We start from the raw sequence: 25,777 nt of genomic DNA, 5'->3' as shown, positions 1-25,777 counted from the left end.
ATTGTTTCCGGCGCGCGCTGGCTTTATTGTCCGCGCGAATGCCCGCCATCCCTGTGCGGGACCGCCGGATGGAGCTTGCCTGAGTGACTGAATCGATGCGCATCGGCACGCGCAAAAGCACCATGGCGCTGGCCCAGACCGAAGAGATCGCGCGCCGGCTGGCGGTGGTCGCGCCGGAACTGGCCGTCGAGATCGTGAAATTCGAGCCGGTCGGCGACCGCGACCAGACCAGCAATCTCCTGAAGCATGGCGGCAAGGGCGGGGCTTTCGTCGGGGAGATTCGCGCGGCCGTGCTCAAGGGCACGCTGCATGCGGCGATGCATTCGCTGAAGGACATGCCGGGCAACGAGGACACGCCGGGCCTCGTGATTGGTGCAACGCTGGTGCGCGATCCTCCGACCGATGCGCTGGTGCTGCGCGAAGGCGTCAGCCTTGACGATCTCAAGCGCACGCATGGCAAGGGCTTTAAGATCGGCACCAATGCCGTACGCCGTGCCGCCTATATCCGCCGGCTGTTTCCCGAGATCGAGGTGATCCACTTCCGTGGTGCTGCCGATACGCGCGTGCGCAAACTCGACAATGGCGAGATGCAGCGGATGCCTGATGGCGGCGAGGTCGGTCCCGCCGACGCGCTGATCATGGCGCGTTCAGGCCTCGAGCGTGTTGGATTGGCGAGCCGCATCGCACGTGATTTCACGCCGCAGGAAATGTTGCCGGCTGTGGGGCAGGGCATCGTCGCAGTCGAATGCGCGGCGCATGATTGGGCCTCGCGGCGTCATCTGTCACTGATCGACGACCCTGCGGCGCATCTGTCCTGCGATGCCGAGCGCGAGGTGCTTTGGGTGCTGAACGGCCACTGCAATTCGCCGATCGCCGGCTATTCGGTGATCTCAGGGCACGAGATGTCGCTGACCGCATCGGTGCTGGATGAAGCCGGCGGGCAGTTCATTGAGGTGACGCGCATAGGGCCGGCGGATCGTCCGCGCGAGCTGGGGCGGGCTGTCGGGCTGGAGCTGCTCGACAAGGGCGCCGGCGCGCTGATCGAGGCCAATCGGCCGGAGCACTAGGCCGTTCGATACGACACTTTGCCCTCTCCACGTCATGCCCGGGCTTGACCCGGGCATCCATCCTTTGATGTACGACAGTGAAGTTGGATGGCCGGGTCAGGCCCGGCCATGACGGAGTGTGTGGCGACTAGCTCTCCGCCATCCCCACCGACCACAGTGCGAACGCATAGACGATCGCGATCTCATCCAGCCGGTTGAAACGCCCGGACGCGCCACCGTGACCGGCGCCCATATTCGTCCGCAGCAGCACCGGGCCTCCACCCGTCATCGTCGCGCGCAGCCGTGCGATCCATTTCGCCGGCTCCCAATAGGTGACGCGTGGATCGGTGAGGCCGCCCATCGCCAGGATTTTCGGATAGTTCCTCGCCGCGACCTGATCGTAAGGCGAGTAGGACAGGATCGTCTTGAAATCCGCTTCGCTCTCGATCGGGTTGCCCCATTCGGGCCATTCCGGCGGCGTCAGCGGCAGCGTGTCGTCGAGCATGGTGTTGAGCACATCGACGAATGGCACTTCGGCAACGATGCCGGAGAATAGCTCGCCGGAGCGATTGGCGACGGCGCCCATCAGCATGCCGCCGGCGCTGCCGCCATGGCCAACGATGCGCTTCTCCGAAGTGTATTTCGCGTCGATCAGCGCGCGCGCAGCCGCGGCGAAATCGTCGAACGAGTTGGTCTTCTTGTCGCGCTTGCCGTCGAGATACCAGCCCCAGCCCTTGTCGGCGCCGCCGCGGATATGCGCGATGGCATAGACGAAACCGCGATCGACCAGCGACAGCCGGTTGGCGGAGAACGACGCCGGCATCGCCATGCCGTAGGAACCATAGCCATAGAGCAGCAGCGGAGCCTTGCCGTCCCGTGCCAGGTCCTTGCGATGCAGGATCGACACCGGAACCTCGGCGCCGTCATGTGCCTTGGCCATGATGCGCGTGGTGACATAGTCGGCGGGATTGTGCCCCGACGGAATCTCCTGGCGCTTGCGCAACGTACGCTCGCGCGTCGCCATGTCGTAGTCATAGACTTCCGACGGCGTCGTCATCGAGGAATAGGCGAAGCGAAGCGTGGTCGTATCGAATTCGTAGCCGCCCATGGTGTCGAGCGAATAGGCGGCTTCGTCGAAGGCGATAGCGTGTTCTTCCTTGGTGGTGAGATCGCGAATCACAATCGACGGCAGAGCATTGGCGCGCTCCAGACGGACGAGATGGCCGGCCGTGAGATCCATGTCGAGGACATAGATGCCTTCGCGATAGGGAATCAGGTCTTTCCAGTTCGTGCGCGCGGGCGCCGCCAGTGGCGCGGTGACGATCTTGAAGTCGATGGTGCCATCGGCATTGGTCAGGATGAACAGCTCGTCGCCACGATCGGCCAGCGAATATTGCACGCCCTCTTCGCGCTTCGCCACGAGGCGGGGGGGCATGTCTGGTGCTGCGAGATCGATCAGTTGCTGCTCGGAGGTCTCATGATCGCCGCCCGCGATGACGCAGAAGCGGCCGCTGGCGCTTTCATGGATGTGGGTGAACCAGCCGGAATCCTGCTCCTCAAAGATCAGCCTGTCATCCGCCTGTCTGGTGCCCAGCCTGTGCAGCCAGACCTGCATCGGGCGATGGTTGTCGTCGAGCTTCACATAGAAGAACGCCTTGCAGTCTAGCGTCCACACCACGCCGCCATCGGTCTCCTCGACCACGTCGTCGAGATCGTTGCCGGTGGCCCAGTCACGCACGCGGATGGTGAAATACTCCGAGCCCTTGACGTCGGCACTCCAGGCTTCCAGCGCATGATCGGGTGAATGGCGGGCGCCGCCGAACTTGAAATATTTGTGGTCGGCGGCAAGCCTGTCGCCATCGAGAATGATGGTGGCCTCGCCGCCATCCCGCGGCATGCGGCCGAATAATTCGTGCTGGCCGCCCTCGCGGAATTTCCGCAAGTAAGCATAGGGGCCGTCCGGCGACGGGACGCTGGAATCGTCTTCCTTGATGCGGCCGCGCATTTCCGCAACCAACTTGGTCTGCAGCGCCGCCGTGCCGCCGAGCAGGCTGTCGGTATAGGCGTTCTCGGCGTCGAGATAGGTGCGGATCTCCGGCTCCAGCACATTGGGGTCGCGCAGCACCTCCTGCCATTTGGCATCCTTTAGCCAGGCATAGTCATCGGTCACGGTGATGCCGTGGGTCGTGAAGGAATGCGGATGACGCGGCGCAACCGGCGCGGGCATGGAGGATGTCTGCTTTGTCATGAACGCTCTTTTCGCGGAAGCCTGATCGGATATGATTACGGAACACGCGCGCATCGGCGCCTGCCCCGCATATTGGATATTCCATGGATATAGAGATTATCGACCGCCTTGCCATCCGCGATCTCATTGAAAACTGGGTAGTCTGGCGCGATGCCGGCGACTGGGACCGCTTCCGCACCGTCTGGTTCGACGATGGCCGCATGGTGGCGACCTGGACCCAGGGCACCGCCGACGAGTTCATTGCCATGAGCAAGGCCGGCTGGGCCAAGGGCGTCTCGATCATGCATTTCCTCGGCGCGCAATCGATCGATCTCGCTGGCAACCGCGCAATTTCGCAGACCAAGATGACCATTGCCCAGCGCGCGCTGGTGCACGGCGTCAATGTCGACGTGATGCTGACCGGACGCTTCTATGATTTCCTCGAAAAGCGTGACGGCAAATGGGGCATGGTGCTGCGCCAGCCGATTTATGAAAAGGATCGCATGGATCCCGTGGTACCCGGTGCGCCGCTGAAGCTCGATGCGGATCTGCTCGCGAGCTTCCCCGAGGGCTATCGCCATCTTGCTTATCTGCAGAGCCAGATCGGTTATCAGATCAAGCCGGATATGCCCGGGCTGCGCGGCGACGCGGTGGAGGCGCTTTATGCCAGTGGGAAGAAATGGCTGAACGGCGAAAAGCTGGATCGGTAGCCGCCTTACCCTCAGCCCTCATTGCGAGGAGCCTCTTGGCGACGAAGCAATCCAGTCTTTCCTTGCCGCTTTCTGGATTGCTTCGTCGCTCCGCTCCTCGCAATGACGTGGATAGTTGATAAAGAACAAAAAAGACTGGGAGAAACAACATGCCCGACTTCATCACCCTCGATGCACTGGTCCGTAACACCGCCGCATCCAAGCCGACCAAGATCGCCGTGATCGATGCTGATCGCCAGATCGACTACGCCGCCTTCGATGCGCTGATCGACCGTATCGCTGCATCACTGCAGGCCAGCGGCCTCAAGCCGCGCGATGCGATCTCGATCTGTGCACTCTCCTCCATCGAATATGCTGCGGTCTTCCTCGGTGCGTTGCGCGTCGGTGTGGCGGTGGCGCCGCTGGCGCCGTCATCGACACCCACGGATTTCGCCGCGATGGTGAAGGATGCGGCCGCAAAAATCCTGTTCATGGATGACGCGACGGCCGCCTCCCTTGCGGAGGCTATGATCGATCCCTCCATCCAGCGCGTCGCGCTCGACGGCGGCAAGGCCGGAAAGCCGTTCGCGCAATGGCTGGCGCCGGAAGGTGCGAAGCCAGCGCCAGTGACGATCGATCCGGAATGGGTCTTCAATATCATCTATTCCTCGGGCACGACCGGTACACCGAAAGGCATCATCCACACCTGCTGGATGCGCTGGCGACAATATGGCCAGCTCGATCCGCTCGGCTACGGGCCGGATGCGGTCACCGTGCTGTCGACGCCGCTCTATTCCAACACCACGCTGGTCTGTTTCAATCCGACACTCGCCGGTGGCGGCACCCTGGTGCTGATGAAGAAGTTCGATGCGCGCGGCTTCCTTGAACTCAGCGCCAGACATCGGGCGACCCATGCGATGCTGGTGCCGGTGCAGTATCGCCGCATTATGGCTGTGCCGGATTTCGACAGTTTCGATCTGAAGTCCTTCGTGATGAAATTCTCGACCTCGGCGCCGTTCGGGGCAGCGCTGAAGACCGACGTGCTCAAGCGATGGCCTGGCGGACTAACCGAGTATTACGGCATGACCGAAGGCGGGGGCACCTGCGTGCTGCTGGCGCATGAACATCCGACCAAGTTGCACACCGTCGGCCAGCCAGCGCCAGATCATGAGATCCGCCTGATTGACGAGGACGGCAATTTCGTTGCCCAAGGCGAAATTGGCGAAGTGGTCGGGCATTCGCCCGTCATCATGCAGGGCTATCTCAACCAGCCCGGCAAGACCGCCGAGACGTTCTGGCACGACGCTTCCGGAAAGCGCTATGTCCGCACCGGCGATGTCGGGCGCTTTGACGAAGACGGCTTTCTGCAGCTGATGGACCGCAAGAAGGACATGATCATTTCTGGCGGTTTCAACATCTATCCGAGCGATCTCGAAGCCGTGCTGACGAAACACGACGACGTGCTCGAAGCCGCTGTCGTGGCCATACCGTCGGAAGAGTGGGGTGAGACACCGGTCGCCTTCGTGGTGATGAAGGCGGGTGCCTCGGTCGATGCGCCGGGACTGAAGGCTTGGACGAATGAGCGTGTCGGCAAGTTCCAGCGACTCAACGATGTCGTGCTGGTCGATGTGTTGCCGCGCAGCGCCATCGGCAAGGTGCTGAAGCGCGAGTTGCGAGACCGCAAGCTGGCGGCGGATTTGTCGGTTTAGAGCACTGGCCTATCAGGTGTCGTCCCCGCGGAGGCGGGGACCCATAACCACGGTCAGTATGGTTCAAGCGGCAGAGTTATAGCCACAGCGTCTTTTCTAACTCTTCGGCGTGTATGGGTCCCCGCCTCCGCGGGGACGACGGCTGAGTTTGGGATCGCCGCCTCAATAATGCGGCGGAGGTTCATTCCGCGGCGCACCGCTGTTGCTTTCGGCCTCCTGCAGCCGCTCGCCGAGCGTGGCAACCTGCCGCGTCAGCATGTCGATCTGTTTCCACTGGGCGGTGATCGTCGTATTCAGCGTCTCGATCGTGTCGTCCTGATAGGCGACGCGAGTTTCGAGTGCGTCGATACGTTCGCGTAAGCCTGTCAGGTCTTTTGCGGTCTCACTCATCGGATGCGCTCTCCCGCAGCATCGCAAAATCTTCCGAATTGATCGGCAAGTCAGGCTTGATCGACTGGCTTTCGACGAGGCCATGACCGAGCGCGACGCGCTGGTCGAACACGAAGCATTCGCCGCGCCAGCGGCTCTCGGCCTCGGGGATCTGCTCGAGATATTTCAGGATGCCGCCCTTGAGATGATAGACGTCGGCGAAGCCGCGCGATAACAGATACGAACTCGCCTTCTCGCAGCGAATGCCGCCGGTGCAGAACATCGCGATCTTCGTGTGCTTCTCGGGATCGAGCGTACGCGCCACGAAATCCTTGAACTGGCCGAAGCTTGCGATCTCCGGATCGACCGCGCCCTCGAACGTGCCCATCGCCACTTCGAATGCATTGCGCGTATCGAGCACCAGCGTGGTCTCATCGGCGATCAGATCGTTCCAGTCCGCGACGTCCACATAGATGCCGACGGTCTTGGTCGGATCGGTCTGGGGATCGCGGAGGGTGACGATCTCCTTCTTCAGCCGCACCTTCATGTGCAGGAACGGCATCAGGCTGGCGCGGGAGAATTTCAACTCGAGATGGTTCAGCCGATCGCTGAACATCACCCCTGTCTGCAGTTCCGCCATCAGCGTATTGATGGCAGCGTCGGTGCCAGCCACGGTGCCGTTGATGCCTTCCTCGGCGAGCAGGATCGAGCCTTTGATGCCGAGATTGGCGCAATAGGCGCGCAGCGGCTCGCGCAATTGCCGAAAATCCGGCAGCGCGGCGAATTGATAGAGGGCGGCGACATTGAACATGGCGGGGGTTTACCAGCCGGACCGGCGAGGGGGAAGTCCGGGAACTGGCCGAAATATCGTTGCCATCAGGGCTTTGGGCCGGCTGCTCCCCGCGCAGGTATTGACCTATGTCATACCCGGCGAAACCAGCGCAACGCGTAGTGCTAGAACGCAAAAAACCGGCCCCTTACGGGACCGGCTTCTTTTGCAGCGTCACCTGCGACCGACGGAGGAGTCAAAACTCCGCCGGTTGGAATTGGTTAAAGTTTGCGGTTCGCAAAATCCGACGCCTTGTCGGCGGCGTCCTTGGCAGCCTGCTTGGCATCGCCGACGGCCTTCTGCGCGTGGCCCTTGCCTTCCTGGATCAGGCCTTCGCCCTGCAGGCGGTCAGAGCCGGTCGCTTCACCGATGCCCTGCTTGGCCTTGCCGATGGCTTCGTTTGCGGTTCCCTTGATCTTGTCTGCGGTGGCACCCATGGGATACTCCTGTCATGTAGCAGACGCAGTTCCGAGACCATTCTCGATACGCGCTGCTTGAGCTTCGCAGAGACAATTGCCAGCTCAATTGAATGTTCCTCACTCCCGGGGGCGTGATGCCGCATGCGGTGGCAGCATTTCTTCGGAACCCAAGAAGGCATTGAAATGTCCGGTCACGGCCACGATCACACTCATCCGCACGATCACGCGCATGATCATTCTCACGACCATGATCCAGATCGCTGGAAGCACGACGGCATTCGCGTCATTCCCGCCGACAATCTCGATACCAACGTGCCATCGACCAAAGGCATGGACCGTGCGGCGGCTATCAATTTCGCGCGCGTCGGCGCGCAGAAACTTTGGGCCGGCACCGTGTCGATCCAGCCGGATGCCAAGACCGGTGCGCATCATCACGGCCATCTCGAAAGCGTCATCTATGTGGTAAAGGGCAAGGCGCGGATGCGCTGGGGCGATCGCCTGCAATTTACCGCGGAGGCCGGTCCTGGCGATTTCATCTTCGTGCCGCCTTACGTGCCGCATCAGGAGATCAATGCCAGCGCTGACGAAGTGCTGGAATGCGTGCTGGTGCGCAGCGACGGCGAAGCGGTCGCCATTAATATCGACATCGAGCCGGTGGAGAAGCCGGAGACGGTGTTGTGGGTCGATCCCACGCATCCCGATGGCGCGGTGAAGAAGTAAGCATCAAGCTGAAGCCCTCGCCCGAGACCGGGCGAGGGCTTCTTGCTATTTGATCTCCGGCAATCCCGGCGAAAATGCCAGCGCGCTCTCGATCCACTTCGCTACGCGCAGCGTGCGCAGATCGTTCAGATAGGGGCCGACCACCTGCAGGCCGAGCGGCAGATGGTTCCTGCCAAACCCGGCCGGCAGCGACAGCGCAGGCACGCCGATCAGGGTCCATGGCGCGCAATATTCGGCGTCGCCGGTATAGCTCAGCCCTTTCGGTGCTTCGCCATAGGCCGGCAGCGTCAGCACCGCATCGTAATTCGTCATCTGCGCGGTGAAGTCCGCGCGCAGCTTCGTCTGCAACGCCTTGGCCTTGAGATAGGCTGCCGCGCTGATGGCGCTGCCGGTCTCCACCAGCTTCTTTAGGTGATCGCTGGTCTTGTCGGGATAGCGCGCGACGAGATCGCCAAAGATCACCGCGCCTTCGGCGGCCAGAATGATGTTGATCGCGTCCCAGTTGCTGCGATCGAGTTCGGGCAGTTCCAGTTCTTCGATGACAGCACCCGCGCTGCGCAGTCGGGCAACGGAGGCTTCGAACACCTGTTGCTGCTCGCTCTCGGCCTTGGCGAACTTGGCGAAGCGCACCACCGCGAGGCGCGGCGACGGCAGCGGTAGCACGCCGCGCTCGACGGAGATTTCAAAGGCCGGCACCGGCGCGCCGTGCGGATCGCTGCCGCTGGTGCCTGCGATCAGTGACAGCGCATAGGCGACGTCATCGACCTTGCGCGCGAAGAAGCCGATGTGGTCGAGCGACTGGCTGAGGTGGTGTGCGCCGCTGCGGGGAATAGCGCCGAAGCTCGGCTTGAAGCCGACGATGCCGTTGAAGGCAGCGGGACGGATGATGGAGCCCAGCGTCTGTGTGCCCAGCGCCAGGGGCACGATGCCGGCGGCGACGGAGGCTGCCGAGCCGGAGGACGAGCCACCCGGTGTGTGCTTGCTGTTCCATGGATTGGTGGTCGGGCCGGGATGGCGCCAGGCGAATTCGGTGGAGACGGTCTTTCCGAAGATGGTGGCGCCGAGATTGCGCAGACGTTCGACGACCCATGCATCGGCCGATGGCACGTGATCGGCATAGACGGCCGAGCCATTGGTGGTCGGCATGTCGGTGGTGGCGATGATATCCTTGACGGCGACGGGAATGCCGGAGAGCGGCCCTGGCTTGCGCACAGTGTCGGTGGGGAGGACCTCAAAGGCCTTCAGTATGGGCTCGGCAGCCTTGGCCTGTGCGAGCCGCTCCGATGCGTAGTGATCTGCCGCAGATGTGTTGCCCTTGAACAGCCGCAGCAGGTCCAGAACCCCCGCGCCAGATGTTGCAGTGCGCGCGGTTGCATTCGTCATGTCGTGTCGTCCTGAACGTTTCTTCTGGGATCAAGAGAGGCGCGCAACCGCGAGGCTGCGCGCCTTCGACATTACTTCATCGCCAATGCTGGCTCGATATATTTCTTCACGACAAACTTGTCATAGTCAGGCTGGGCCGCGAGATTGCCGAGCGCGATCTGGGTGTCCATGGAGATCTTCAGCGAGGGCGCAGAAATATCGACGCTGTCCGGATAGACGCCGTCGGCCAGCATGCGCTTGACGGCGGATTCGATCACAGCCGGATCCAGCGTTGGAAATTCCTTCTGCGCAATGGTCACGGTCTTGGCAGGATCTTTCTTCATGAAGCGCATCGCCATTTCCATACCGTTGGTGACGCGCTGCGCCAGATCCGGATTGACGTCGTTGCGTGCCGTCACCGACGAAAATGCATAGGCGCCGTAGCTCTTCGGGAAGCCGTAGACCACCTTCATGCCCTTGGCGACCACCTGATCGAGGCCGGGTTCATACATCACGGCGACGTCAGCCTGCTTGGCGAGGAACGGACCCGGTTCGCTGCCGATTGCGACGGGGATCATCTCCACATCGGTCTTGCCGTCCATGCCGTTCTCCTTCAGCAGCTTCAGGAACAGCGAGGTGCTGGTGGTCGGCATGGTGCCGACGACCACTTTCTGGCCTTTCAGGCTCTTGACGTCAGCGAACTTGAAATCCGGCGCGGTCGCGATCCACACGGCGGCGCCGTTGACCACATTGGCGATGATGCCGACCGGCGCGCCCTTGGAGGCCGCAATGGCTGTCCATTCCGGACCATGGATCGAGAACTGTGCGCTGCCGGAGATCACCGCCGAGAGTGCGACTGTGGGCGAGCCTGCGGTTTCCTTGGTGAGGTCGAGGCCCTGCGCGGTGAAGAAGCCCTCGTTAATGGCGACATAGAGCGGCAGGTACAGCATCGACTGGAAGGCCTGCGACAACACCACCTTCTTGTTCTGCGCCATCGTTGGCGTGGCGAGCAAGACTCCAGCCAGCGCAACCGCGCCGGTGATACGCTTCAACAACGACATAGAACGTCTCCGTTATGGTGGAAAGGGAGGGATTAAACCTGGACCTGATGCGAGGTGGTCGCCTGCTTCCACGGCAGCGAGGTGCGCTCGATGATGTCGATGACGTAATAGAGCACGAAGCCGAGGATCATCAGCGTGAACAACCCGACCCAGACCGAGTTGAGGTCGTACAGGCTGGAGGCGAGGAAGATCATGTGGCCGAGGCCGCGCTGCGACGAGATGAACTCGCCGACAACGGCGCCGACCAGGCCAAAGCCGATATTGATGCGGAAGGTGGCGATAATCGACGGCAGTGTGGATGGCACTACGGCCTTCCAGAACACCTGATGCTTGTCGGCACCCATGGAGATCATCAGCGACTGCAGATCGACGTCGGCATCCTTGGCCGCCTGATAAGCGGCGATCAGCGCTACGAGTGCAGTGAGTGAAACGGCGAGTGCGACCTTCGATATCAGGCCGGTGCCGAACCACAGCACCACGATGGGCGCGAGCGCGATCTTCGGCACGGAATTGATGGCAACGATGAAGGGCTCGACCAGCTTCGCGACGAACACCGAATACCACAGCGCCAGACCGAACAGCGACCCGAAGATGGTGCCGATGATGAAGCCCAAAATGGCCTCGAATAGCGTGTACCAGGAATCCGACAGCAGTTCGCCGCTCAGGATCAGTTTGTAGAACGTGGCGAAGATGCCGGAGGGCGATCCCATCAGGAAGGCGGAGATATAGCCGGCATGGACGCCGAGCTCCCATAGCGCGAAGAACACTGCGACGGCGAGCAGCTGTAACACCGCGCGGCCGAGCGTGGTGTCGAAGGTCGATCGCTTCTTGCGGGACTTGCGCGGTGCGGTCTTCTTGCGCGCGGATGTGCCGGACATCACGAGGCTCATGACGTTGTCTCCGTCTGGATATCGAGTTCGGCGCAGAGCGTCTTGAAATAGGTCGAGAATTTTACGTCGTTGCGCGCGGTGATGGGTGAGGTTGCCTCGATGTCGATCTCATGCACGACCTTCACCCGTGCCGGGCGGCCGGACAGCACGACGACGCGCTTCGACAGCGCGACCGCTTCGTCGATGTCATGGGTCACGAGGATGACCGTCTTGTTGAATTTCTGGACTGCATCCTTCAGCACGCCTTCGAGATACAGCCTCGTCTGATAATCCAACGCCGAGAACGGCTCGTCGAGCAGCAGGATGTCGGGATCCATGATCAGCGTCCGGATCAGCGCCACGCGCTGGCGCATGCCACCGGACAGGGTCTTGGGATAGGCGTTCTCGAAGCCGGCGAGGCCGAACTGCTTGAGATACTCGCGCGCCTTCTCCTCGGCCTCCTTCTGGTCGACGCCGCGAGTCTCCAGCCCGAGCAACACATTGCCCATCACCGTGCGCCACGGAAACAGCAGGTCTTTCTGCATCATGTAGCCGACGCGGCCGCGCAGGCTTTCGATTTCCTTGCCGCGATAGGTGATAGTGCCGCCATCGGGCTCGAGAAGTCCGGCGATGATGTTGAAGATCGTCGTCTTGCCGCAGCCGCTGGGGCCAATAATGCTGACGAAATCGCGTTCGTTGATGGTGAAAGAAAGATCGTCGAGCACATTGACGTCGCCGCCCTTGCCGGCAAACGATTTGCTGATGTTCTGGACGGTGAGCTGAACTTGTTTCGGCGGCATGATGCGGTTTCCTTGGTACCGCACATACGCAAGCTGCGTGCCATCTTGGGCGCGAAAAGGCCTCAAGCAATCGCGCAGTTTTTCTGCTGAGTGCTTGAGGCTTGAAGTGTTTTGCCCCGGCTTTGGGCAGGCTGGATTTATTCTCGGCGATAAATTGAGCAGGCGTGGCGAAGTGTATTTTTGGCGAACACTTTGCGTTAGCCCGTTACGGCCATCACTGCTTCCTTGATCTTCGCCAGCGCGTAATTGCCCACCATGGCGGCGTCCACATGCGGCAGGTTCGGGATCTCGTCGGCCGCCACTACGCAATCGACGATGGCGGGCCCGTCACAGGCCAGCGCGTCGGCGATGGCCTTCTTCAGATCACCCGGCTGCTTGGCCGTAAAGCCCTGCGCGCCGCAGGCACGCGCCAGTGCGGCGAAATCGGGATTGGGGAATTCGATGGCTTCGCGGAAGGGCGCCAGGCCGATGCTTTCGGCTTCCAGCGTGATCAGGCCGAGGGCGGAGTTGTTATAGACGATGACCTTGATGGGCAGCTTGTGCTGCACAGCCGTCATGAATTCACCCATCAGCATGTTGAAGCCGCCGTCGCCGGTGAGCACGATCACCTGCTTGCTGCGATCGAGGATCTGCACGCCGTTGCCCTGGCCGACGGACGTGCCGACCGCGGCATTGTTGAACGAGCCGATGATGCGCTGGGTGCCGTTCTGGCGGATCCAGTTGGCCGACCACAGCGTGTTCAGACCGGTGTCGAACACGAAGATTGCATCGGGCCGTGCCAGATCGCTGGCGATGCGCGCGACGGCCTGCGGGTGGATCTTGTTCTTACTGCGCGCAGGATCGGCCTGCTTGTCGAGCATCTCATCCCACTTCTTGCGGGCGTCACTGGTCGTCTCGAAGAACTGGCCGTCGGTCTTGGTCGGCACCCTGTCCAGCAGCATCTTCAACGCGGGGCGTGCCGAGCCGATGACGCCGAGGCTCGTCGGCGTGCGCCTGCCGAGTGCTTCGGCGCGCACATCGATCTGGATGACATTGCCCTTGCGCGGCAGGAAGTTGGAATAGGGATAGTCGGTGCCCACCATGACGAGCAGGTCGCAATCATGCACGGCATTGTAGACGGCCTTGGTGCCGATCATGCCGAGACCGCCCATCCAGCGTGGATCGTCAAACGCCATGATCTCCTTGCCGCGCACCGAATGCACCAGTGGCGCCTTCAGCTTGTCGCTGAGCGCACGCAGGAGTTCGGCGCTGCCGATGGCGCCATGGCCGCACATGATGACAACGCTGCCGGCTTCGTCGATGCGGCGGGCGGCTTCCTGTATGGCGGCATCATTCGGCAGGATCTCGCCGCGTGGCATCAGCGTGGCAAGGCTCGCTGTCGACCCTTCGGCTTTCGAAGACAGGACATCGACAGGCAGCGTCAGGTGCGCGACGCCCGGGCCGGCATAGGCGGTGGAGATCGCCTGATGGATCACGCCGGGCGCCTGTGCCGCGGTGGTGATGGTCTGGGTGTAGAGCGCGACGTCGCGAAACAGCAAGTCCGGCTCGGTGGTCTGGAAAAAGTCGACGCCTTTTGCTGCTCGCGCCATTTCGCCCGAGAGTGCCAGCACCGGGGCGTGATCGCGCGCCGCTTCATAGAGACCGGCGACGAGATGCGTGCTGCCGGGCCCGGTGGAGCCGGCGCAAACGCCGAGCTTGCCGGTGAGCTTGGCCTGGCCTGCGGCGGCCAGCGCGGCGCCTTCCTCGTGGCGCACGCCGACCCATTCGATCTTGCTGCGCCGGACCGAGTCCGCCAGCGGATTAAGCGAGTCGGCGATCAAACCGAAAATCTGCTGTACGCCAATCGTCTCAAGCACATGGACAATCTCATCCGCGACAGTTTTCGACATGGGAGCTCCGATTTCTAGAATTGGCTCTCCGCCGGGAGGCGGGCTGATGCAGCTATGCGCTCGGTCCAATTGTGATTGGAACCGAATGGTCGCACTGCAGCAATAGCTGAACCGAGAAACGGTTTCATGATGGTCAATCAAGTTTGCGCAATGCTTGGAGAAATGCGCGATGTGTTGAACGTTTGTTACGTGTATCGGAAGATCGGATCGCCATAGTCGATGGCCGGAAATACGTCCTTGTCACTCCAGTAGTCCTGGTTGTGCTGCCACTCCTGCTTGTCACCGCGCTTCGGCAACAGGTGCATGCCGCGCATGATGTAGCCCGGGTTGAAGTCCTCGGGGTCGATCCATGGCAGCAGCGGCATGTCGCGGTCTTCGGGCCGCAACTGCGGCGTGATCGTCGTGACGCTGGTTGTCTCCATATGCTTCAGCAGCCCGCAGACGAAGTCGGCCACGAGATCGACGCGCAATGTCCAGCTGGCACGGAGATAGCCGAAGATCCACACCATGTTCGGCACGCCGGTGAACATCATGCCGCGATAGGTCACAGTGTCGGAGAAATTCAGCGGTGCGTCATCGATGGAGAGGGCGATATCGCCGAGCACGTTGAGATTGAAGCCGGTGGCGGTGACGACGACTTCGGCGTCGATCGTCTTGCCTGATTTCAGCGTGATGCCGTGTTCGGTGAAGGTCTCGATCTCATCGGTGACGACACTCGCCTTGCCGGCCTTGATGCTCTGGAACAGGTCGCCATCCGGAATGAAGGCGATACGCTGCCGCCACGGCCGGTAGCGCGGCGTGAAATGTGTGGCGATGTCGTAGTCCTTGCCGAGATAGGCCTGTACGCCCTTCAGCAATTCCTCTTTCACCACCTCCGGTTCACTGTTCGTCCGCTTGGTGAAGGCCTGCTGATCGAACAGGATCTTGCGGCGGACGATCTCATGGACCCATTCTTCGTCGACATCCAGCTCGCGCAGCGTCTCTGCCAGAGCGTTGGCATTGCGGCCGGTGATGAAGAAGGTCGGCGAGCGCTGCAGCATGGTGACTTCGGCACATTTATCGGCAATGGCGGGCACCAGCGTCGCGGCAGTCGCGCCGGAGCCGATCACGACAACCTTCTTGCCGGTGACGTCGAGATCTTCCGGCCAGGTTTGCGGATGCACCAGGCGGCCCTTGAACCGGGTTATGCCCGGCCATTGCGGCGTGTAGCCCTGATTGTGGTTGTAATAGCCCTGACACATCCAGAGAAAACGCGTGGTGAAGTTCAGCGTCTCGCCGGTGTCGTAACGGATGACGGTGAGCGTCCAGAGCTTGTCGGCATTCGACCAGTTGGCGGAGAGGATCTTGTGCTTGTAGCGGATATGCGCGCCGAGGTCGTTCTCCGAGATCACATCGCCCATATAGCGCAGGATTTCCGCGGCAGTGGCGATGGGTGCCGAGGTCCATGGCTTGAAGCGATAGCCGAAGGTGTGCAGGTCACTGTCAGAGCGGATGCCGGGATAGCGATGGGTATGCCAGGTGCCGCCGAAACTGTCCTGGGTTTCCAGAATCAGAAAACGCGTATCCGGATTTTGCTTAGTGAGGTGATAGGCGGCTCCGATGCCGGAGATCCCGGCACCGACAACGATCACATCGACATGTTCGGCGGAGTTTTCGACGGATGGATCTGTGGCGATCTTTCCCTGGACGTTCATGGGCTCCCGATCTTTTTTGGCTCTCGCGCTTGGTGCGCGGATGCTTTTATGCGGCGATCCCCGGTTTAAGGCCGGAGATCGCCGCGATCGGTATCATTGACGATCGCAGGGAATGCGCAAGCGGGAATTGCGCTGGAGAGGCGTCAGCTTTCTGCTGCAGGGGCCCCCGCGGGTGACTGTGCGCGTCTCGAGAACAGGATGCGCTGATACAGCCAGCCGATGGCCACCAGCACGAGGCCGAGGCACATGAAGGACAGCGCGCGATAGACGCCTGTCAGCGACGACATGTCGACCAGGAACGCTTTGAGGATCGTCAATGCGATGACCACGGCGGAGGCGAGCCGCGCGCGCTGCGAGTTGAACAGGATGCCGATGCCGAGCAGCACGACGCCAAAGCCCAGCCACGCGATCGACAGCGTATATTGCTCGGCATCGGTGATCGAAGCGTTGTAGAAAATCGGGCCGTGATAGATGCGGCGGATTTCCAGCGTCACATACATCAGGGCTAGCACCAGCGCACCACCGGCGATGGTGTTGCCATAGGCCGGCTTGCGACGGCCGGCGACGGCATAGGACAGCAGCAGAGCGAGCACCGCGGGCAGAGCATAGCCGAGCAGCAGCAGGTTGAAGATTACGCCGCCGACATCGATACGCCAGATGCCGGGATTGGTGATGAACAGCAACCCGCCGAGACTTGCTACGCCGGCGAACAATGTCAGCAGCCCGGCACTGACGCTGTGAACGATGCTGCGGCTCCGCTCCCACAGGCGTTCCAGTCCGATTGCCATGGCCAGTGCGACGCAGACCTGCAGCGCGACCTCGGTGAGGCTTGAGGAGGACCGATAGACATCGCCGCCATTCACGAAGTGGCGGATCTCCATGAAGGCCAGCAACACTGTGAACAGAATCGCAGCGGATTCCACCATGCGGAGCGGCGCGTCATCGCCGCGGCGGCGCATCAGGATGCTGGCGGCCCAGAACGATGCAGCGGGCACGCCGTAGCCCCACAGCAGCCAATTGAAGATCGGCGTGGTGCCGACGAGATCGCCGACCACGCGGGGCTCCCAGCCCATCCGGGCGACGACAATGCCGGCAAGGATGGCCGCGAGCCAGCGCAGGAACGGGATCGGCCGCTGCATGGAGATCCAGGCTGTGCCCAGCGCCATCAGCGACAGTGCGATGGTGAGCCAGCCTTTCTCCAGTGCAAAGGTCAGCCCCAGCGCCAGCGCACCGAGCGTACCGGTGGCGAACAGCGCCGTGGAGATCGCGAGGCCCGGACGTGGCTCGCGCTTGCCGAGCAGTTCGGTGGCGGCCGCGAAGGCTGCGCCGATGATCACGGCGAGAATGGCGAAGGGGATCGAGCGATCGAGATGCGCGATGCGGGCATAGAGCGCGATCAACAGCGCCAGCGGCGTGAATACCGCGGCGCCCGACCAGATCACCGGAATAACGGCACTAACGGATCGGCCCTGGGCGAGGAAGCCGAGCACGCCGAAGCCAATGGCGAAGATGGCGGCGGATGCGAGATGCAGCGACACCGAGCTTTCCACCGGGCTGGCGCCGATGCCGGCTAGCGGCCCGCCGGGCAGTACCAGCATGTCGAGATTGCCCTGGATGGCCCACTCCAGGAAGACCACGGCGACGAAGCCAGCGGCCACGGCAACCGCCGCGGTGGCCGCTTGTGCGTACCATGCGACGAACAGCGTGCCAGCGACGATCAGCGCGAAGGTCACCATGGCCATGTCGGCATGGAAGCTCGAGAGCACCACCAGCGTCGCGCTGAGCAGGCTCGCACTGAGGGCGCCCGACGAGATGCCTTCGATGCGGCCTTCTTCGGCCGGCGGACCATACAGGAAGCCGCAGACGACCAGCAGTGAGGCCAAGATGAAGCCGGCCAGGACATGGAACGCATGAGGCGCGAGTGCCGGTGTGCCGGCGTCGAGGCCCGGCAGGGTCCACAGCGTCGCGAAGACGATGGTGGTCAGCGCCAGCCAGCGCCACAGCCGGATACGCGCGAGGCTGAAGGCGGCCGCCATAACGATGGCGAGATAGATATACAGCGCCCAGTAATCCGGTTTGCCGGACGATACCAGCACCGGCGTGACGAAAGCGGCGGCGATGCCGAGGCCGGCAAGGGCCGGGCCGTGCAGCAATGCCGCGGCCATGGTGCACATGGCGACGATGCCGAGCAGGGCGAAGGCCGTGCCGGGGACGAGGAAGTCGTACAGCGCATAGGCGGCGTAGACGGTGGCAAAGGCGACGGCAGTGCCGGCCGCTGTGAGGATCGCCGGAATATTGGCGATGGGCAGCGGTGCAATCGCAGACAGGCTTTCCTTGCGGCGCGCAAATTCGCCGACGGCAAGCAGTGCCAAGGCGAACAGGCCGCCGAGCAGCACGCGCACTTCGGGGCCGAGCAGGCCGGCCTCGATGGAATAGCGCACCATGAAGAAGCCGCCGAGCGCCAGCGTGAGGCCGCCGACCCAGACCACCCAGCGCGTGCCGATGCGTTCCTCGAAGCCGGGGCCAGCCGCAGGGGCTTCCACAGGCGCGGCGGGTTCGGGCGTAGTATGAGCAGGGACATCCGGCTGGATCGAGGGGGCAGCTTCGCGGGTCACCTCGGTTGGAGTCTCGGATACGGCAGGGGCGGATGCAATGTTCGGCGTGGTCGGTGTGAGGTCCGGCCTTGCGACGGCGGCCGGCATTGCCGCCACGCGCGGCAGCGCCTCATAGGCGTCGACCCGGGCGCGCAGCACCTTCACTTCATTGCGCGCCTTGCGCGCGAAGATGAAGGCAACGATAGCAATCACCAGCGTGACGAAACCGAAATCATCGAACATCGACTATCAAACCCTCAGAGAGCAGGACGCACGCCAATCATGCCCCGGAACGACGTCCGGGGACATGGCAACTCTATGTGTTGTCGTGGAGAACTTTAGTTCACGCGATCCGTGTATTTGGCGTGCAATTGCTGGAATTAATCCAGATCGAGGCGAAACGGCTTGCCGATCACGGTCAGATTGCCGGGGCCCATCTCGTCGAGCGCGCGGACCATGCGGCCGCCGCGGCCGAGCGCCTTGTCGGCGAGGGTCACGAGCAGGCGGTTGGGGGAGGCGATCGGCGAGGCCGCGCGGATTCGCAGCGCGATGTCGCGCTCGTCGCGGTCCGGATTGAGCATGCAGACGGCGGCAAAGGCGCTGGCGGTTGAGCGCGAGATGCCGGCATAGCAATGGATCACCAGCGGCGAGGCGCGATCCCAGCCGCGGACGAAGTCTAGCACCTGCGTGATGTGGCCTTCGTTGGGCGCGACAAAGCCGTCCATCACCTCGGTGATGTCGTCGACCTGCACCCTGCGATGATTGGCCTCGCTGATCGACGGCGGCCGCTGCACCTGCGCGACATTGGCCATGATGGTGAGCACGTGGCTCGCGGCCGTGTCCTTCACGGTGGGATGCAGATCGGCGAGCGAGCAGACGTGGATCATCGGGGAACCTTTTGTTGAGCGTCGTTATAACGCTCCGTTCTCTCCACGTCATGCCCGGGCATGACGGAGTTTAAATTACGCCAGCAGCGCCTCAAACCTTGCCAGAAACCGCTTCTCAGCCTTCCCCGCCGACCACGGCGTCAGGTAATCTTCCACCATGGCTTCCGAGAGGCCGGGATCCTTGCCGAACAGACGCTTTGCCTCGGCTTCCTTGAAGCCTGCAAGGCGTGTGGCTTCCAGATAGGCGGCGCCCATATCGGCGGCCTTGATCTGTTTGGTGATCCCGGGCTCCAGCGCCGGCGGCAGGCCGAAGCGGATGTGGATGGCGCCGAGCAGGCGATTCTCGATCACCTTGTAGTCGCCGCCAATCACCGCCTTGAACGGCGAGATCATGTCGCCGATGACATATTCCGGCGCGTCATGCAGCAGGGCCGCGAGCCGCACGCGCTCGTCGGCGCGCGGCATCTGCTCGCGCAACACGGCTTCCACGAGGAGCGTGTGTTGCGCCACCGAGAAAATATGCGCGCCGTGGGTCTGCCCGTTCCAGCGCGCGACGCGCGCGAGCCCGTGGGCAATATCGGCAATTTCGATATCCAGCGGCGAGGGATCGAGCAGATCAAGCCGCCGGCCCGACAGCATGCGTTGCCAGGCGCGGGTAGCGACGTCGCGGGAAAATCTTTGGTCGAATTTCGATTTGGCCATCGGTTCTTGGTCTTGAGTTTCTTGTTGCTACTTCGCCTTGAGGCGCGGCTTGCGCTTCAGGCCCATGCAGGCCTCGTGGCAAAAGCAGGTCACGAGATGATCGTTGACCATGCCTGTGGCCTCCATAAAGGCATAGACGATGGTCGGGCCGACGAATTTGAAGCCGCGCCACTGCAGGTCTTTCGAGATCTTGGTCGATAGCGGTGTCGAGGCAGGCACGCTGCCATGGGTCTTGAAATTGTTGACCAGCGGTTTGCCATCGACGAAGTCCCACAGATATTTCGAGAAGCCGGCGCCTTCTTCCATGATTTTCAGATAGCCTTTGGCGCTGAGGATCGCGCCTTCTATCTTGGCGCGGTTGCGCACGATGCCAGCATCATTCATCAGCGCGTGAACTTTTTTCTCGCTGTAGCGCGCGATTTTTTCCGGCTGAAAGTCATCGAATGCTTTGCGGAAATTGTCGCGCTTGCGCAGGATGGTGATCCAGGAGAGGCCGGCCTGGAAGCCATCGAGGATCAGCTTCTCGTAGAGCGCGCGGTCGTCATATTCGGGGACGCCCCATTCGGTGTCGTGATAGGCGACATAGAATGGATCTTCACCCGGCCACGGGCAGCGCGTCTTGCCGTCGGCATGCGTGATCGCGGGTTTGCTCATGCCGAGATCTTTTTCATGCGGGGGTCTTCTTCGTGGCCAGCGCGCGCACGGCAGCGGCGTCGGCCAGATGAATGGCGATGTCGCCGGCCAGGAAAGCGGCATCGGCATCGAGCGCATCACTGGCGCGGTCGGTGCGGATCATGGCGAGGCCACGGCCATCGGCAGACGAGCCCATGGTGCCGATGGGCTTGTCCGCAGCGCGGATTTCGGTGCCGGCGGCCGGCGCCGCGCCATCCAACGTGACGCCGACGATGCGCGTGCGCGCGGTGCCGCGATGCTGCATGCGGGAGACGACCTCCTGGCCGATGTAACAGCCCTTGTCGAAATCGACGCCGGCGAGCTTGTCCATATTGGCTTCGTGCGGGAACGCATCGCCATAGGCGAAATCAGCTCCGCCGCGTGGCACGCCGAGCCTGATGCGGTGCGCTTCATAGGCTGATGCATCGACCAGTTCGGCACCGACCAGCGCGGCCGTCTTCGGGACGAGATCGGGCGGCACGAGGATGCGATAGCCAAGCTCCGCATTGCGCGGATCGGCGAAGGTCAGGTCTGGCTTCATGCCGGGCTCGCCATCCCACACCGCAAGCACGCCGAGCGCGTCGGAGAGATTCTCTACCGTCACCTTGGCGCGCAGCTTGTAGAAGCCGAGCTTGGTGGCCAGCGGTTGTGCCAGTTCGCGCGGGCAGTCGATCAGGAGCCCACCGCCATGGCCGGCCGGTGCTTCGGTGATGAGGAAGTCGGCGATGATCTTGCCCTGCGGCGTCAGCAGCGCGCCGAACCGGGCGATGCCAGGCGCCACCACCTCGATCTCGGAAGTCACGAGGTTGTTGAGGAAACCGCGGGCGTCGTCGCCGGCGATTTTCACCACACCCCGATCGGGGAGAAACGCTGCTTTCATTGGGAAAATCTCGAAAAATCCAATAAACGAGCCAGGAACCGAGGGTGAATCACGGCTGGCGGATATGACAGCTAAAGTTAAGCCGCTAAGATGCCGACAACAAGGCCCGCGCTCATCCTGCGCGCCATTCACAGGCTGTGACGAGACCAGATGACCCAGACATTCGATACGATTTTGAAGAACGGCACCGTCGTCAATCAGGACGGCGAGGGTGTGCGCGATATCGGCATTCGCAATGGCCGAATCGCGGCCATCGGATCGCTCGGTGCGGCCTCGGCCGCTGAAGTGATCGACTGCAAGGGGCTGCACATCCTGCCGGGCGTGATCGACACCCAGGTGCATTTCCGCGAGCCGGGCCTCGAACAGAAGGAAGACCTGGAGACCGGATCACGCAGCGCCGTGATGGGCGGCGTCACCGGCGTGTTCGAAATGCCGAATACCAATCCGCTGACCATCGACGAGGCGACCTTCACCGACAAGGTGAAGCGGGGTCATCATCGCATGCATTGCGATTACGCCTTCTTCATCGGCGGGACCCGCGAGAACGTGCAGGACCTGCCGGAGCTCGAACGCGCGCCCGGCTGCGCCGGCGTGAAAGTATTCATCGGCTCATCCACCGGCGCGCTGCTGGTCGAGGATGACGACAGCCTCCGCCGCATCTTCCAGGTCATCAAGCGCCGCGCCGCCTTCCACGCCGAAGACGAATATCGCCTCAACGAGCGCAAGAACCTGCGTATCGAAGGCGACACCCGTTCGCACCCGGTGTGGCGCGACGAGACTGCGGCGCTGATGGCGACGCAGCGGCTGGTCAACCTTGCGCGCGAGACCGGCAAGCGCATCCATGTTCTGCATATCTCGACGAAAGAAGAGATCGAATATTTGCGCGACCACAAGGACGTCGCGTCCTGCGAGGCGACGCCGCATCATCTGACCATGGCGGCGCCAGAATGCTACGAACGCCTCGGCACGCTGGCGCAGATGAACCCGCCGGTGCGCGATGCCAGCCATCGCGACGGCATCTGGAATGGCATCAGTCAGGGCATCATCGATGTGCTCGGCTCCGACCACGCGCCGCACACGCTCGAGGAAAAGAAGAAAATCTATCCGGCGTCGCCCTCGGGAATGACCGGCGTGCAGACGCTGGTGCCGATCATGCTGGATCACGTCAATGCCGGCCGCCTGTCGCTGGCACGCTTCGTCGATCTGTCGAGTGCAGGTCCCGCGCGGCTGTACAACATCGCCATGAAGGGCCGCATCGCGGCGGGCTATGACGCCGACTTCACCATCGTGGATCTGAAACGCACCGAGACCATCACCAATGACTGGGTAGCCTCGAAGGCCGGCTGGACGCCCTATGACGGTGTGAAAGTCACCGGCTGGCCCGTCGGCACCTTCGTGCGCGGCCGCCGCGTGATGTGGCAGGGCGAACTGGTCACGCCGTCGCAGGGCGAGACGGTGAAGTTCCTGGAGACGTTGAAGGCTTGAACTCTTCACCCTCCCCTGGTGGGGGAGGGTCGATGCGAGCGAAGCTCGCAGCGGGGTGGGGTGAAATCACGAGCGACGTAGTGTGTGGCCTCACCCCACCCCGTCTCGCATCCGCTTCGCGGATTGCTCACCGACCCTCCCCCCTTCAGGGGAGGGTAAGAAATCTTACTGCCGTGCCAGTGTCAGCGAGAACTCGCCATTGCGCACGCGGCCCGGAAGACCCTCGACAAACTTCGCCACGGCGTCTTCGCCATAGGTGCCGACGAGCTCGGCAAAGGCTGCGAACAGGCTGGCCTGCGCGAGGCAATCGCCATCGACGCCGTCATGCCGTGCTTCCGCCCAGGCTTCGTTGAGATAGCTCAGCGCGGCCTGCTTCTGTTCCTGATCCGGTAGCGGATCGCGGGCGGGGCGGTACGACAATGATTCGTTCATGAAATTCCCAAAACGGTCTTCGGTGCGCATCAAAGCGAAGCGCGCCTCGCAAGTTCGAATCGATATTTACCACGCGGAGCAGGTTCCGCGAGCGACATCTTTAAGAAAGGTTAACGACAGTGACTCACATTGTCCGACATTATGTTAACAGCGGGAACCGGTCATCTTGACCGGTTGAGGAAGCCTATGGACGCAAACAGTTTTTCGTCTTTCGCGAGTCCCGGCGACGCTGCGCGCGCAGCAGAGTTGCGACGCGTCAAGGCGATTGCGGCGCTGGTGCTGGCGAGCTGTCTGGTCGTGTTTGTCGGTGCAAAAATCTTGCTGTCGATTCATCCCGCGTTCGGATTCGTTGCGGCCTTCGCGGAAGCGGCCACTATTGGCGGATTGGCGGACTGGTACGCCGTTGTCGCGCTGTTCCGTCGGCCGCTGGGTCTGCCGATTCCGCACACCGCGATCATCCAGGCGAATCAAAATCGCATTGCGGACAAGCTGGGTGAATTCATCGAGGTGCATTTCCTCGAAGCCGGGCCGGTCGAGGCCAAACTACGTGAGGTGGATTTTGCGAGTTTCGTTGCAGACTGGCTGAGCGATAAAAAGCGTAGCGCGGATCTCGCGCGTTTCTTGCTGCGGCTGCTGCCGGAGGCGATGTCGGCGACGGAAACGTCTGGTCTCAAAACCTTCATCACGCGCCGCGTGATGACTCAGCTGCAGTCAGTTGATCTCGCGCCCATCGCTGCCGGCACCATGCGCGGCTTCATTCGCGATGGTCGCCATCAGGGCCTGCTCGACAATCTGCTCGGCGCCATGCATGGCGCGCTGACCGAGCCGGACACGCTGGCTGTCATCAAGAACAAGATTCGCGACGAGCTGCCGACGTTGCTCAAACTCTATCGCGCCGATGCGTTCCTGCTGAAGCGCATCGTCGCGTCGGCCACGACCTTCTTTGACGATGTACGCAAGGATCCAGCGCATCCGTTCCGTGGTGAGTTCGACCGCATGCTGCTCTCCTTCGTCGATCGGCTGGAGACCGAGCCCGGCTTCACCGGCCGCATCGATGGGTTGAAGCGCGATCTGCTGGCGCGCCCCGAGCTTGCCGAACTTGGGCGTAATCTCTGGAACAATGCGCGCAGCTTCATCGAGCGCAGTGCATCAGGTGAAAGCAATGTACTGGCACATCATCTGGCCAATGTGTTCGTCGAGGCCGGTGCAGCGCTGCGCGCCGATGCCGAGATGCGCGGCGAGATCAACCAGGGCATCGTCGTGGTGCTGCGCACGTTCATCGCCGATCAGAAAAGCGGCGTGTCGGGTTTTATCGCCGATCAGGTGAAGGGCTGGGACATGCAGCAGCTGATCGGTGTCATCGAAGTCAATATAGGCCGCGATCTGCAATATATCCGCTTCAACGGTTCGCTGATCGGCGGGCTCGCCGGGCTGGCGTTCTACACGATCGAATATCTGTTGCGACTGCTGTGAGAGCAATTCCGCATTGCGGAAAAGTGAGGCGCCGGGGGTATCGGGATGCGCTTGAACTGCCACAAACCCGACCTTAACTTGAGTGAACTGATATTTGCTTCGGTGCGTTGTGTGATTCCCTCCCTGTGAGGCTGCATTCAAATCAATCGATATGACCGGCCAACGCGCCGGCGAGAGGAAATCAGATGTCGGCTACGGCCCAGGCGCAACGTCCCCCATCGAAAACCCTGATGTTTCTTGAAGGCCGTGCGGTTCACGAATTCGGCGCCTTTCTCGGCGCGCTGCCGCTGCTGAATCTCGCGCCGCGTGGCGATGGTCATCCGGTACTGGTACTGCCGGGCCTTGTGGCTTCGGATGTTTCGACAGGTCCGCTCCGCACGTTCCTTAAGGGCCGCGGATATGCCGTCAGCGGCTGGAAGCAGGGCCGCAATCTCGGCCTGCGCGACGGCGTGCAAGGCAGCATGGTCGAATTACTGAAAGAGATGAACGAGACCCACGGCCGCAAGGTGAGTCTGGTCGGCTGGAGTCTCGGCGGCCTTTACGCACGCCAGCTCGCCAAGATGATGCCGGACCGCGTCCGCTCGGTGATCACGCTGGGTAGCCCGTTTGCCGGCCATCCGAAATCCACCAATGCCTGGCGTGTCTATGAATTCGCCAGCGGCAAACGTGCCGATGACACCGACGACGATTTCGCTGGTTCGCTTGCCGATACGCCGCCGGTCCCGACCACCGCGATCTACAGCCGCACCGACGGTGTCTGTGCCTGGCAGGGCTGCATGGAGAAGCCGACGGCGATGTCCGAGAGCATCGAGGTCGAGAGCAGCCATTGCGGGATGGGGCATCACCCCGCCGTCGTCTATGCAGTGGCGGAGCGTCTCGCGCAAAAGGAAGGTGCGTGGGCGCCGTTCGATCGCTCGGGCTGGCGCAGCCTAGTCTATCCGGACCCTAATAGGTAAAGGCGCGTCAGCG

General features: G+C 62.2%; 23 protein-coding genes. 7 read left to right on the top strand and 16 right to left on the bottom strand.

Annotated features, from left to right (window positions below):
* Positions 1 to 83: 83 nt before the first annotated feature.
* Positions 84 to 1,067, top strand: coding sequence for a hydroxymethylbilane synthase (gene hemC / locus AC1DUY_RS06905; protein ID WP_478113204.1), 984 nt, complete (start codon positions 84 to 86; stop codon positions 1,065 to 1,067).
* Positions 1,068 to 1,194: 127 nt separating this feature from the next.
* Here the strand turns inward: hemC and AC1DUY_RS06900 are convergent, their stop codons facing one another.
* The gene (locus AC1DUY_RS06900) at positions 1,195 to 3,294 is read right to left on the bottom strand and encodes a S9 family peptidase (protein ID WP_478113202.1); all 2,100 of its coding nucleotides are present in this window, start codon (positions 3,292 to 3,294) and stop codon (positions 1,195 to 1,197) included.
* A gap of 83 nt (positions 3,295 to 3,377) precedes the next feature.
* Here AC1DUY_RS06900 and AC1DUY_RS06895 point away from each other — a divergent pair, with 83 nt between their 5' ends.
* A complete protein-coding gene (locus tag AC1DUY_RS06895; RefSeq protein ID WP_184512045.1) occupies positions 3,378 to 3,983 on the top strand; it encodes a nuclear transport factor 2 family protein in 606 nt (201 codons plus the stop codon).
* Positions 3,984 to 4,132: 149 nt separating this feature from the next.
* A complete protein-coding gene (locus tag AC1DUY_RS06890) occupies positions 4,133 to 5,671 on the top strand; it encodes a class I adenylate-forming enzyme family protein (RefSeq protein ID WP_478113199.1) in 1,539 nt (512 codons plus the stop codon).
* A 162-nt stretch (positions 5,672 to 5,833) separates the two neighbouring features.
* Here the strand turns inward: AC1DUY_RS06890 and AC1DUY_RS06885 are convergent, their stop codons facing one another.
* From AC1DUY_RS06885 to AC1DUY_RS06875, 3 genes are all read right to left on the bottom strand, one after another.
* Entirely contained in the window at positions 5,834 to 6,061 is a 228-nt protein-coding gene (locus AC1DUY_RS06885) for a SlyX family protein (RefSeq protein WP_089265841.1), read from the bottom strand.
* The gene (gene trhO, locus AC1DUY_RS06880; RefSeq protein ID WP_478113197.1) at positions 6,054 to 6,851 is read right to left on the bottom strand and encodes an oxygen-dependent tRNA uridine(34) hydroxylase TrhO; all 798 of its coding nucleotides are present in this window, start codon (positions 6,849 to 6,851) and stop codon (positions 6,054 to 6,056) included. Before trhO ends, AC1DUY_RS06885 begins: the two co-directional genes overlap by 8 nt.
* Positions 6,852 to 7,090: 239 nt before the next feature.
* Positions 7,091 to 7,306, bottom strand: coding sequence for a CsbD family protein (locus AC1DUY_RS06875; protein ID WP_089265843.1), 216 nt, complete (start codon positions 7,304 to 7,306; stop codon positions 7,091 to 7,093).
* A gap of 165 nt (positions 7,307 to 7,471) precedes the next feature.
* Here AC1DUY_RS06875 and AC1DUY_RS06870 point away from each other — a divergent pair, with 165 nt between their 5' ends.
* Positions 7,472 to 8,008, top strand: coding sequence for a cupin domain-containing protein (locus AC1DUY_RS06870; protein ID WP_089266238.1), 537 nt, complete (start codon positions 7,472 to 7,474; stop codon positions 8,006 to 8,008).
* A gap of 45 nt (positions 8,009 to 8,053) precedes the next feature.
* Here the strand turns inward: AC1DUY_RS06870 and AC1DUY_RS06865 are convergent, their stop codons facing one another.
* The 11 genes from AC1DUY_RS06865 to ygfZ form a co-directional block, all read right to left on the bottom strand.
* Positions 8,054 to 9,391 (bottom strand): amidase, encoded by a 1,338-nt coding sequence (locus AC1DUY_RS06865; RefSeq protein ID WP_478113194.1) that lies wholly within the window; start codon positions 9,389 to 9,391, stop codon positions 8,054 to 8,056.
* Positions 9,392 to 9,462: 71 nt separating this feature from the next.
* Entirely contained in the window at positions 9,463 to 10,431 is a 969-nt protein-coding gene (locus AC1DUY_RS06860) for an ABC transporter substrate-binding protein (RefSeq protein ID WP_478113192.1), read from the bottom strand.
* A 32-nt stretch (positions 10,432 to 10,463) separates the two neighbouring features.
* Positions 10,464 to 11,321, bottom strand: a complete 858-nt coding sequence (locus AC1DUY_RS06855; RefSeq protein ID WP_231079191.1) for an ABC transporter permease — start codon at positions 11,319 to 11,321, stop codon at positions 10,464 to 10,466.
* Positions 11,318 to 12,100: an ABC transporter ATP-binding protein gene (locus AC1DUY_RS06850; protein WP_089265846.1), complete on the bottom strand. Its 783-nt coding sequence runs from the start codon at positions 12,098 to 12,100 to the stop codon at positions 11,318 to 11,320. The genes AC1DUY_RS06855 and AC1DUY_RS06850 overlap by 4 nt, the downstream gene beginning before the upstream one ends.
* Positions 12,101 to 12,297: 197 nt before the next feature.
* Entirely contained in the window at positions 12,298 to 13,989 is a 1,692-nt protein-coding gene (locus tag AC1DUY_RS06845; protein WP_478113189.1) for a thiamine pyrophosphate-dependent enzyme, read from the bottom strand.
* Positions 13,990 to 14,174: 185 nt separating this feature from the next.
* On the bottom strand, positions 14,175 to 15,683 hold the full coding sequence (locus tag AC1DUY_RS06840) for a flavin-containing monooxygenase (protein WP_478113187.1): 1,509 nt from the start codon (positions 15,681 to 15,683) through the stop codon (positions 14,175 to 14,177).
* 143 nt (positions 15,684 to 15,826) lie between these two features.
* A complete protein-coding gene (locus tag AC1DUY_RS06835) occupies positions 15,827 to 18,520 on the bottom strand; it encodes a DUF2339 domain-containing protein (RefSeq protein WP_478113185.1) in 2,694 nt (897 codons plus the stop codon).
* A 137-nt stretch (positions 18,521 to 18,657) separates the two neighbouring features.
* Positions 18,658 to 19,164: a tyrosine phosphatase family protein gene (locus AC1DUY_RS06830; protein ID WP_478113183.1), complete on the bottom strand. Its 507-nt coding sequence runs from the start codon at positions 19,162 to 19,164 to the stop codon at positions 18,658 to 18,660.
* A 75-nt stretch (positions 19,165 to 19,239) separates the two neighbouring features.
* A complete protein-coding gene (locus tag AC1DUY_RS06825; RefSeq protein ID WP_439065046.1) occupies positions 19,240 to 19,866 on the bottom strand; it encodes a YfbR-like 5'-deoxynucleotidase in 627 nt (208 codons plus the stop codon).
* Between the two features lie 27 nt (positions 19,867 to 19,893).
* Positions 19,894 to 20,520 carry a DNA-3-methyladenine glycosylase I gene (locus AC1DUY_RS06820; protein ID WP_478113181.1) on the bottom strand — a complete coding sequence of 209 codons (627 nt, stop codon included), beginning with the start codon at positions 20,518 to 20,520 and terminating at the stop codon, positions 19,894 to 19,896.
* Between the two features lie 13 nt (positions 20,521 to 20,533).
* On the bottom strand, positions 20,534 to 21,418 hold the full coding sequence (gene ygfZ, locus AC1DUY_RS06815) for a CAF17-like 4Fe-4S cluster assembly/insertion protein YgfZ (RefSeq protein WP_184512033.1): 885 nt from the start codon (positions 21,416 to 21,418) through the stop codon (positions 20,534 to 20,536).
* Between the two features lie 150 nt (positions 21,419 to 21,568).
* On the opposite strand from ygfZ, the gene AC1DUY_RS06810 reads away from it, so the two are divergent.
* Complete coding sequence (locus AC1DUY_RS06810; RefSeq protein ID WP_439065043.1) at positions 21,569 to 22,903, top strand: dihydroorotase; 1,335 nt, start codon at positions 21,569 to 21,571, stop codon at positions 22,901 to 22,903.
* 165 nt (positions 22,904 to 23,068) lie between these two features.
* On the opposite strand, the gene AC1DUY_RS06805 is transcribed toward AC1DUY_RS06810, so the two are convergent.
* Complete coding sequence (locus AC1DUY_RS06805; RefSeq protein ID WP_478113178.1) at positions 23,069 to 23,335, bottom strand: hypothetical protein; 267 nt, start codon at positions 23,333 to 23,335, stop codon at positions 23,069 to 23,071.
* Between the two features lie 186 nt (positions 23,336 to 23,521).
* Between AC1DUY_RS06805 and AC1DUY_RS06800 the strand changes: the two genes are divergently transcribed.
* Entirely contained in the window at positions 23,522 to 24,808 is a 1,287-nt protein-coding gene (locus tag AC1DUY_RS06800; protein WP_478113176.1) for a DUF445 domain-containing protein, read from the top strand.
* A gap of 185 nt (positions 24,809 to 24,993) precedes the next feature.
* Positions 24,994 to 25,764: an esterase/lipase family protein gene (locus AC1DUY_RS06795; protein ID WP_478113174.1), complete on the top strand. Its 771-nt coding sequence runs from the start codon at positions 24,994 to 24,996 to the stop codon at positions 25,762 to 25,764.
* The last annotated feature ends 13 nt before the right edge of the window (positions 25,765 to 25,777 follow it).

The sequence above is a fragment of the Tardiphaga sp. P4_G1 genome (assembly GCF_056401215.1).
This window is presented reverse-complemented; position numbering and strand designations above follow the sequence as displayed.

Bases quoted from the DNA above. Each gene is read 5' to 3' on its own strand.
- AC1DUY_RS06860 (WP_478113192.1), bottom strand. From the start codon at position 10,431: ATGTCGTTGTTGAAGCGTATCACCGGCGCGGTTGCGCTGGCTGGAGTC.
- AC1DUY_RS06805 (WP_478113178.1), bottom strand. From the start codon at position 23,335: ATGAACGAATCATTGTCGTACCGCCCCGCCCGCGATCCGCTACCGGAT.
- AC1DUY_RS06830 (WP_478113183.1), bottom strand. From the start codon at position 19,164: ATGATCCACGTCTGCTCGCTCGCCGATCTGCATCCCACCGTGAAGGAC.
- AC1DUY_RS06885 (WP_089265841.1), bottom strand. From the start codon at position 6,061: ATGAGTGAGACCGCAAAAGACCTGACAGGCTTACGCGAACGTATCGAC.
- AC1DUY_RS06865 (WP_478113194.1), bottom strand. From the start codon at position 9,391: ATGACGAATGCAACCGCGCGCACTGCAACATCTGGCGCGGGGGTTCTG.
- AC1DUY_RS06855 (WP_231079191.1), bottom strand. From the start codon at position 11,321: ATGAGCCTCGTGATGTCCGGCACATCCGCGCGCAAGAAGACCGCACCG.
- AC1DUY_RS06825 (WP_439065046.1), bottom strand. From the start codon at position 19,866: ATGGCCAAATCGAAATTCGACCAAAGATTTTCCCGCGACGTCGCTACC.
- AC1DUY_RS06845 (WP_478113189.1), bottom strand. From the start codon at position 13,989: ATGTCGAAAACTGTCGCGGATGAGATTGTCCATGTGCTTGAGACGATT.
- AC1DUY_RS06810 (WP_439065043.1), top strand. From the start codon at position 21,569: ATGACCCAGACATTCGATACGATTTTGAAGAACGGCACCGTCGTCAAT.
- AC1DUY_RS06835 (WP_478113185.1), bottom strand. From the start codon at position 18,520: ATGTTCGATGATTTCGGTTTCGTCACGCTGGTGATTGCTATCGTTGCC.
- AC1DUY_RS06850 (WP_089265846.1), bottom strand. From the start codon at position 12,100: ATGCCGCCGAAACAAGTTCAGCTCACCGTCCAGAACATCAGCAAATCG.
- AC1DUY_RS06800 (WP_478113176.1), top strand. From the start codon at position 23,522: ATGGACGCAAACAGTTTTTCGTCTTTCGCGAGTCCCGGCGACGCTGCG.
- AC1DUY_RS06840 (WP_478113187.1), bottom strand. From the start codon at position 15,683: ATGAACGTCCAGGGAAAGATCGCCACAGATCCATCCGTCGAAAACTCC.
- AC1DUY_RS06870 (WP_089266238.1), top strand. From the start codon at position 7,472: ATGTCCGGTCACGGCCACGATCACACTCATCCGCACGATCACGCGCAT.
- AC1DUY_RS06875 (WP_089265843.1), bottom strand. From the start codon at position 7,306: ATGGGTGCCACCGCAGACAAGATCAAGGGAACCGCAAACGAAGCCATC.
- ygfZ (WP_184512033.1), bottom strand. From the start codon at position 21,418: ATGAAAGCAGCGTTTCTCCCCGATCGGGGTGTGGTGAAAATCGCCGGC.
- AC1DUY_RS06795 (WP_478113174.1), top strand. From the start codon at position 24,994: ATGTCGGCTACGGCCCAGGCGCAACGTCCCCCATCGAAAACCCTGATG.
- AC1DUY_RS06895 (WP_184512045.1), top strand. From the start codon at position 3,378: ATGGATATAGAGATTATCGACCGCCTTGCCATCCGCGATCTCATTGAA.
- AC1DUY_RS06820 (WP_478113181.1), bottom strand. From the start codon at position 20,520: ATGAGCAAACCCGCGATCACGCATGCCGACGGCAAGACGCGCTGCCCG.
- AC1DUY_RS06900 (WP_478113202.1), bottom strand. From the start codon at position 3,294: ATGACAAAGCAGACATCCTCCATGCCCGCGCCGGTTGCGCCGCGTCAT.
- AC1DUY_RS06890 (WP_478113199.1), top strand. From the start codon at position 4,133: ATGCCCGACTTCATCACCCTCGATGCACTGGTCCGTAACACCGCCGCA.
- trhO (WP_478113197.1), bottom strand. From the start codon at position 6,851: ATGTTCAATGTCGCCGCCCTCTATCAATTCGCCGCGCTGCCGGATTTT.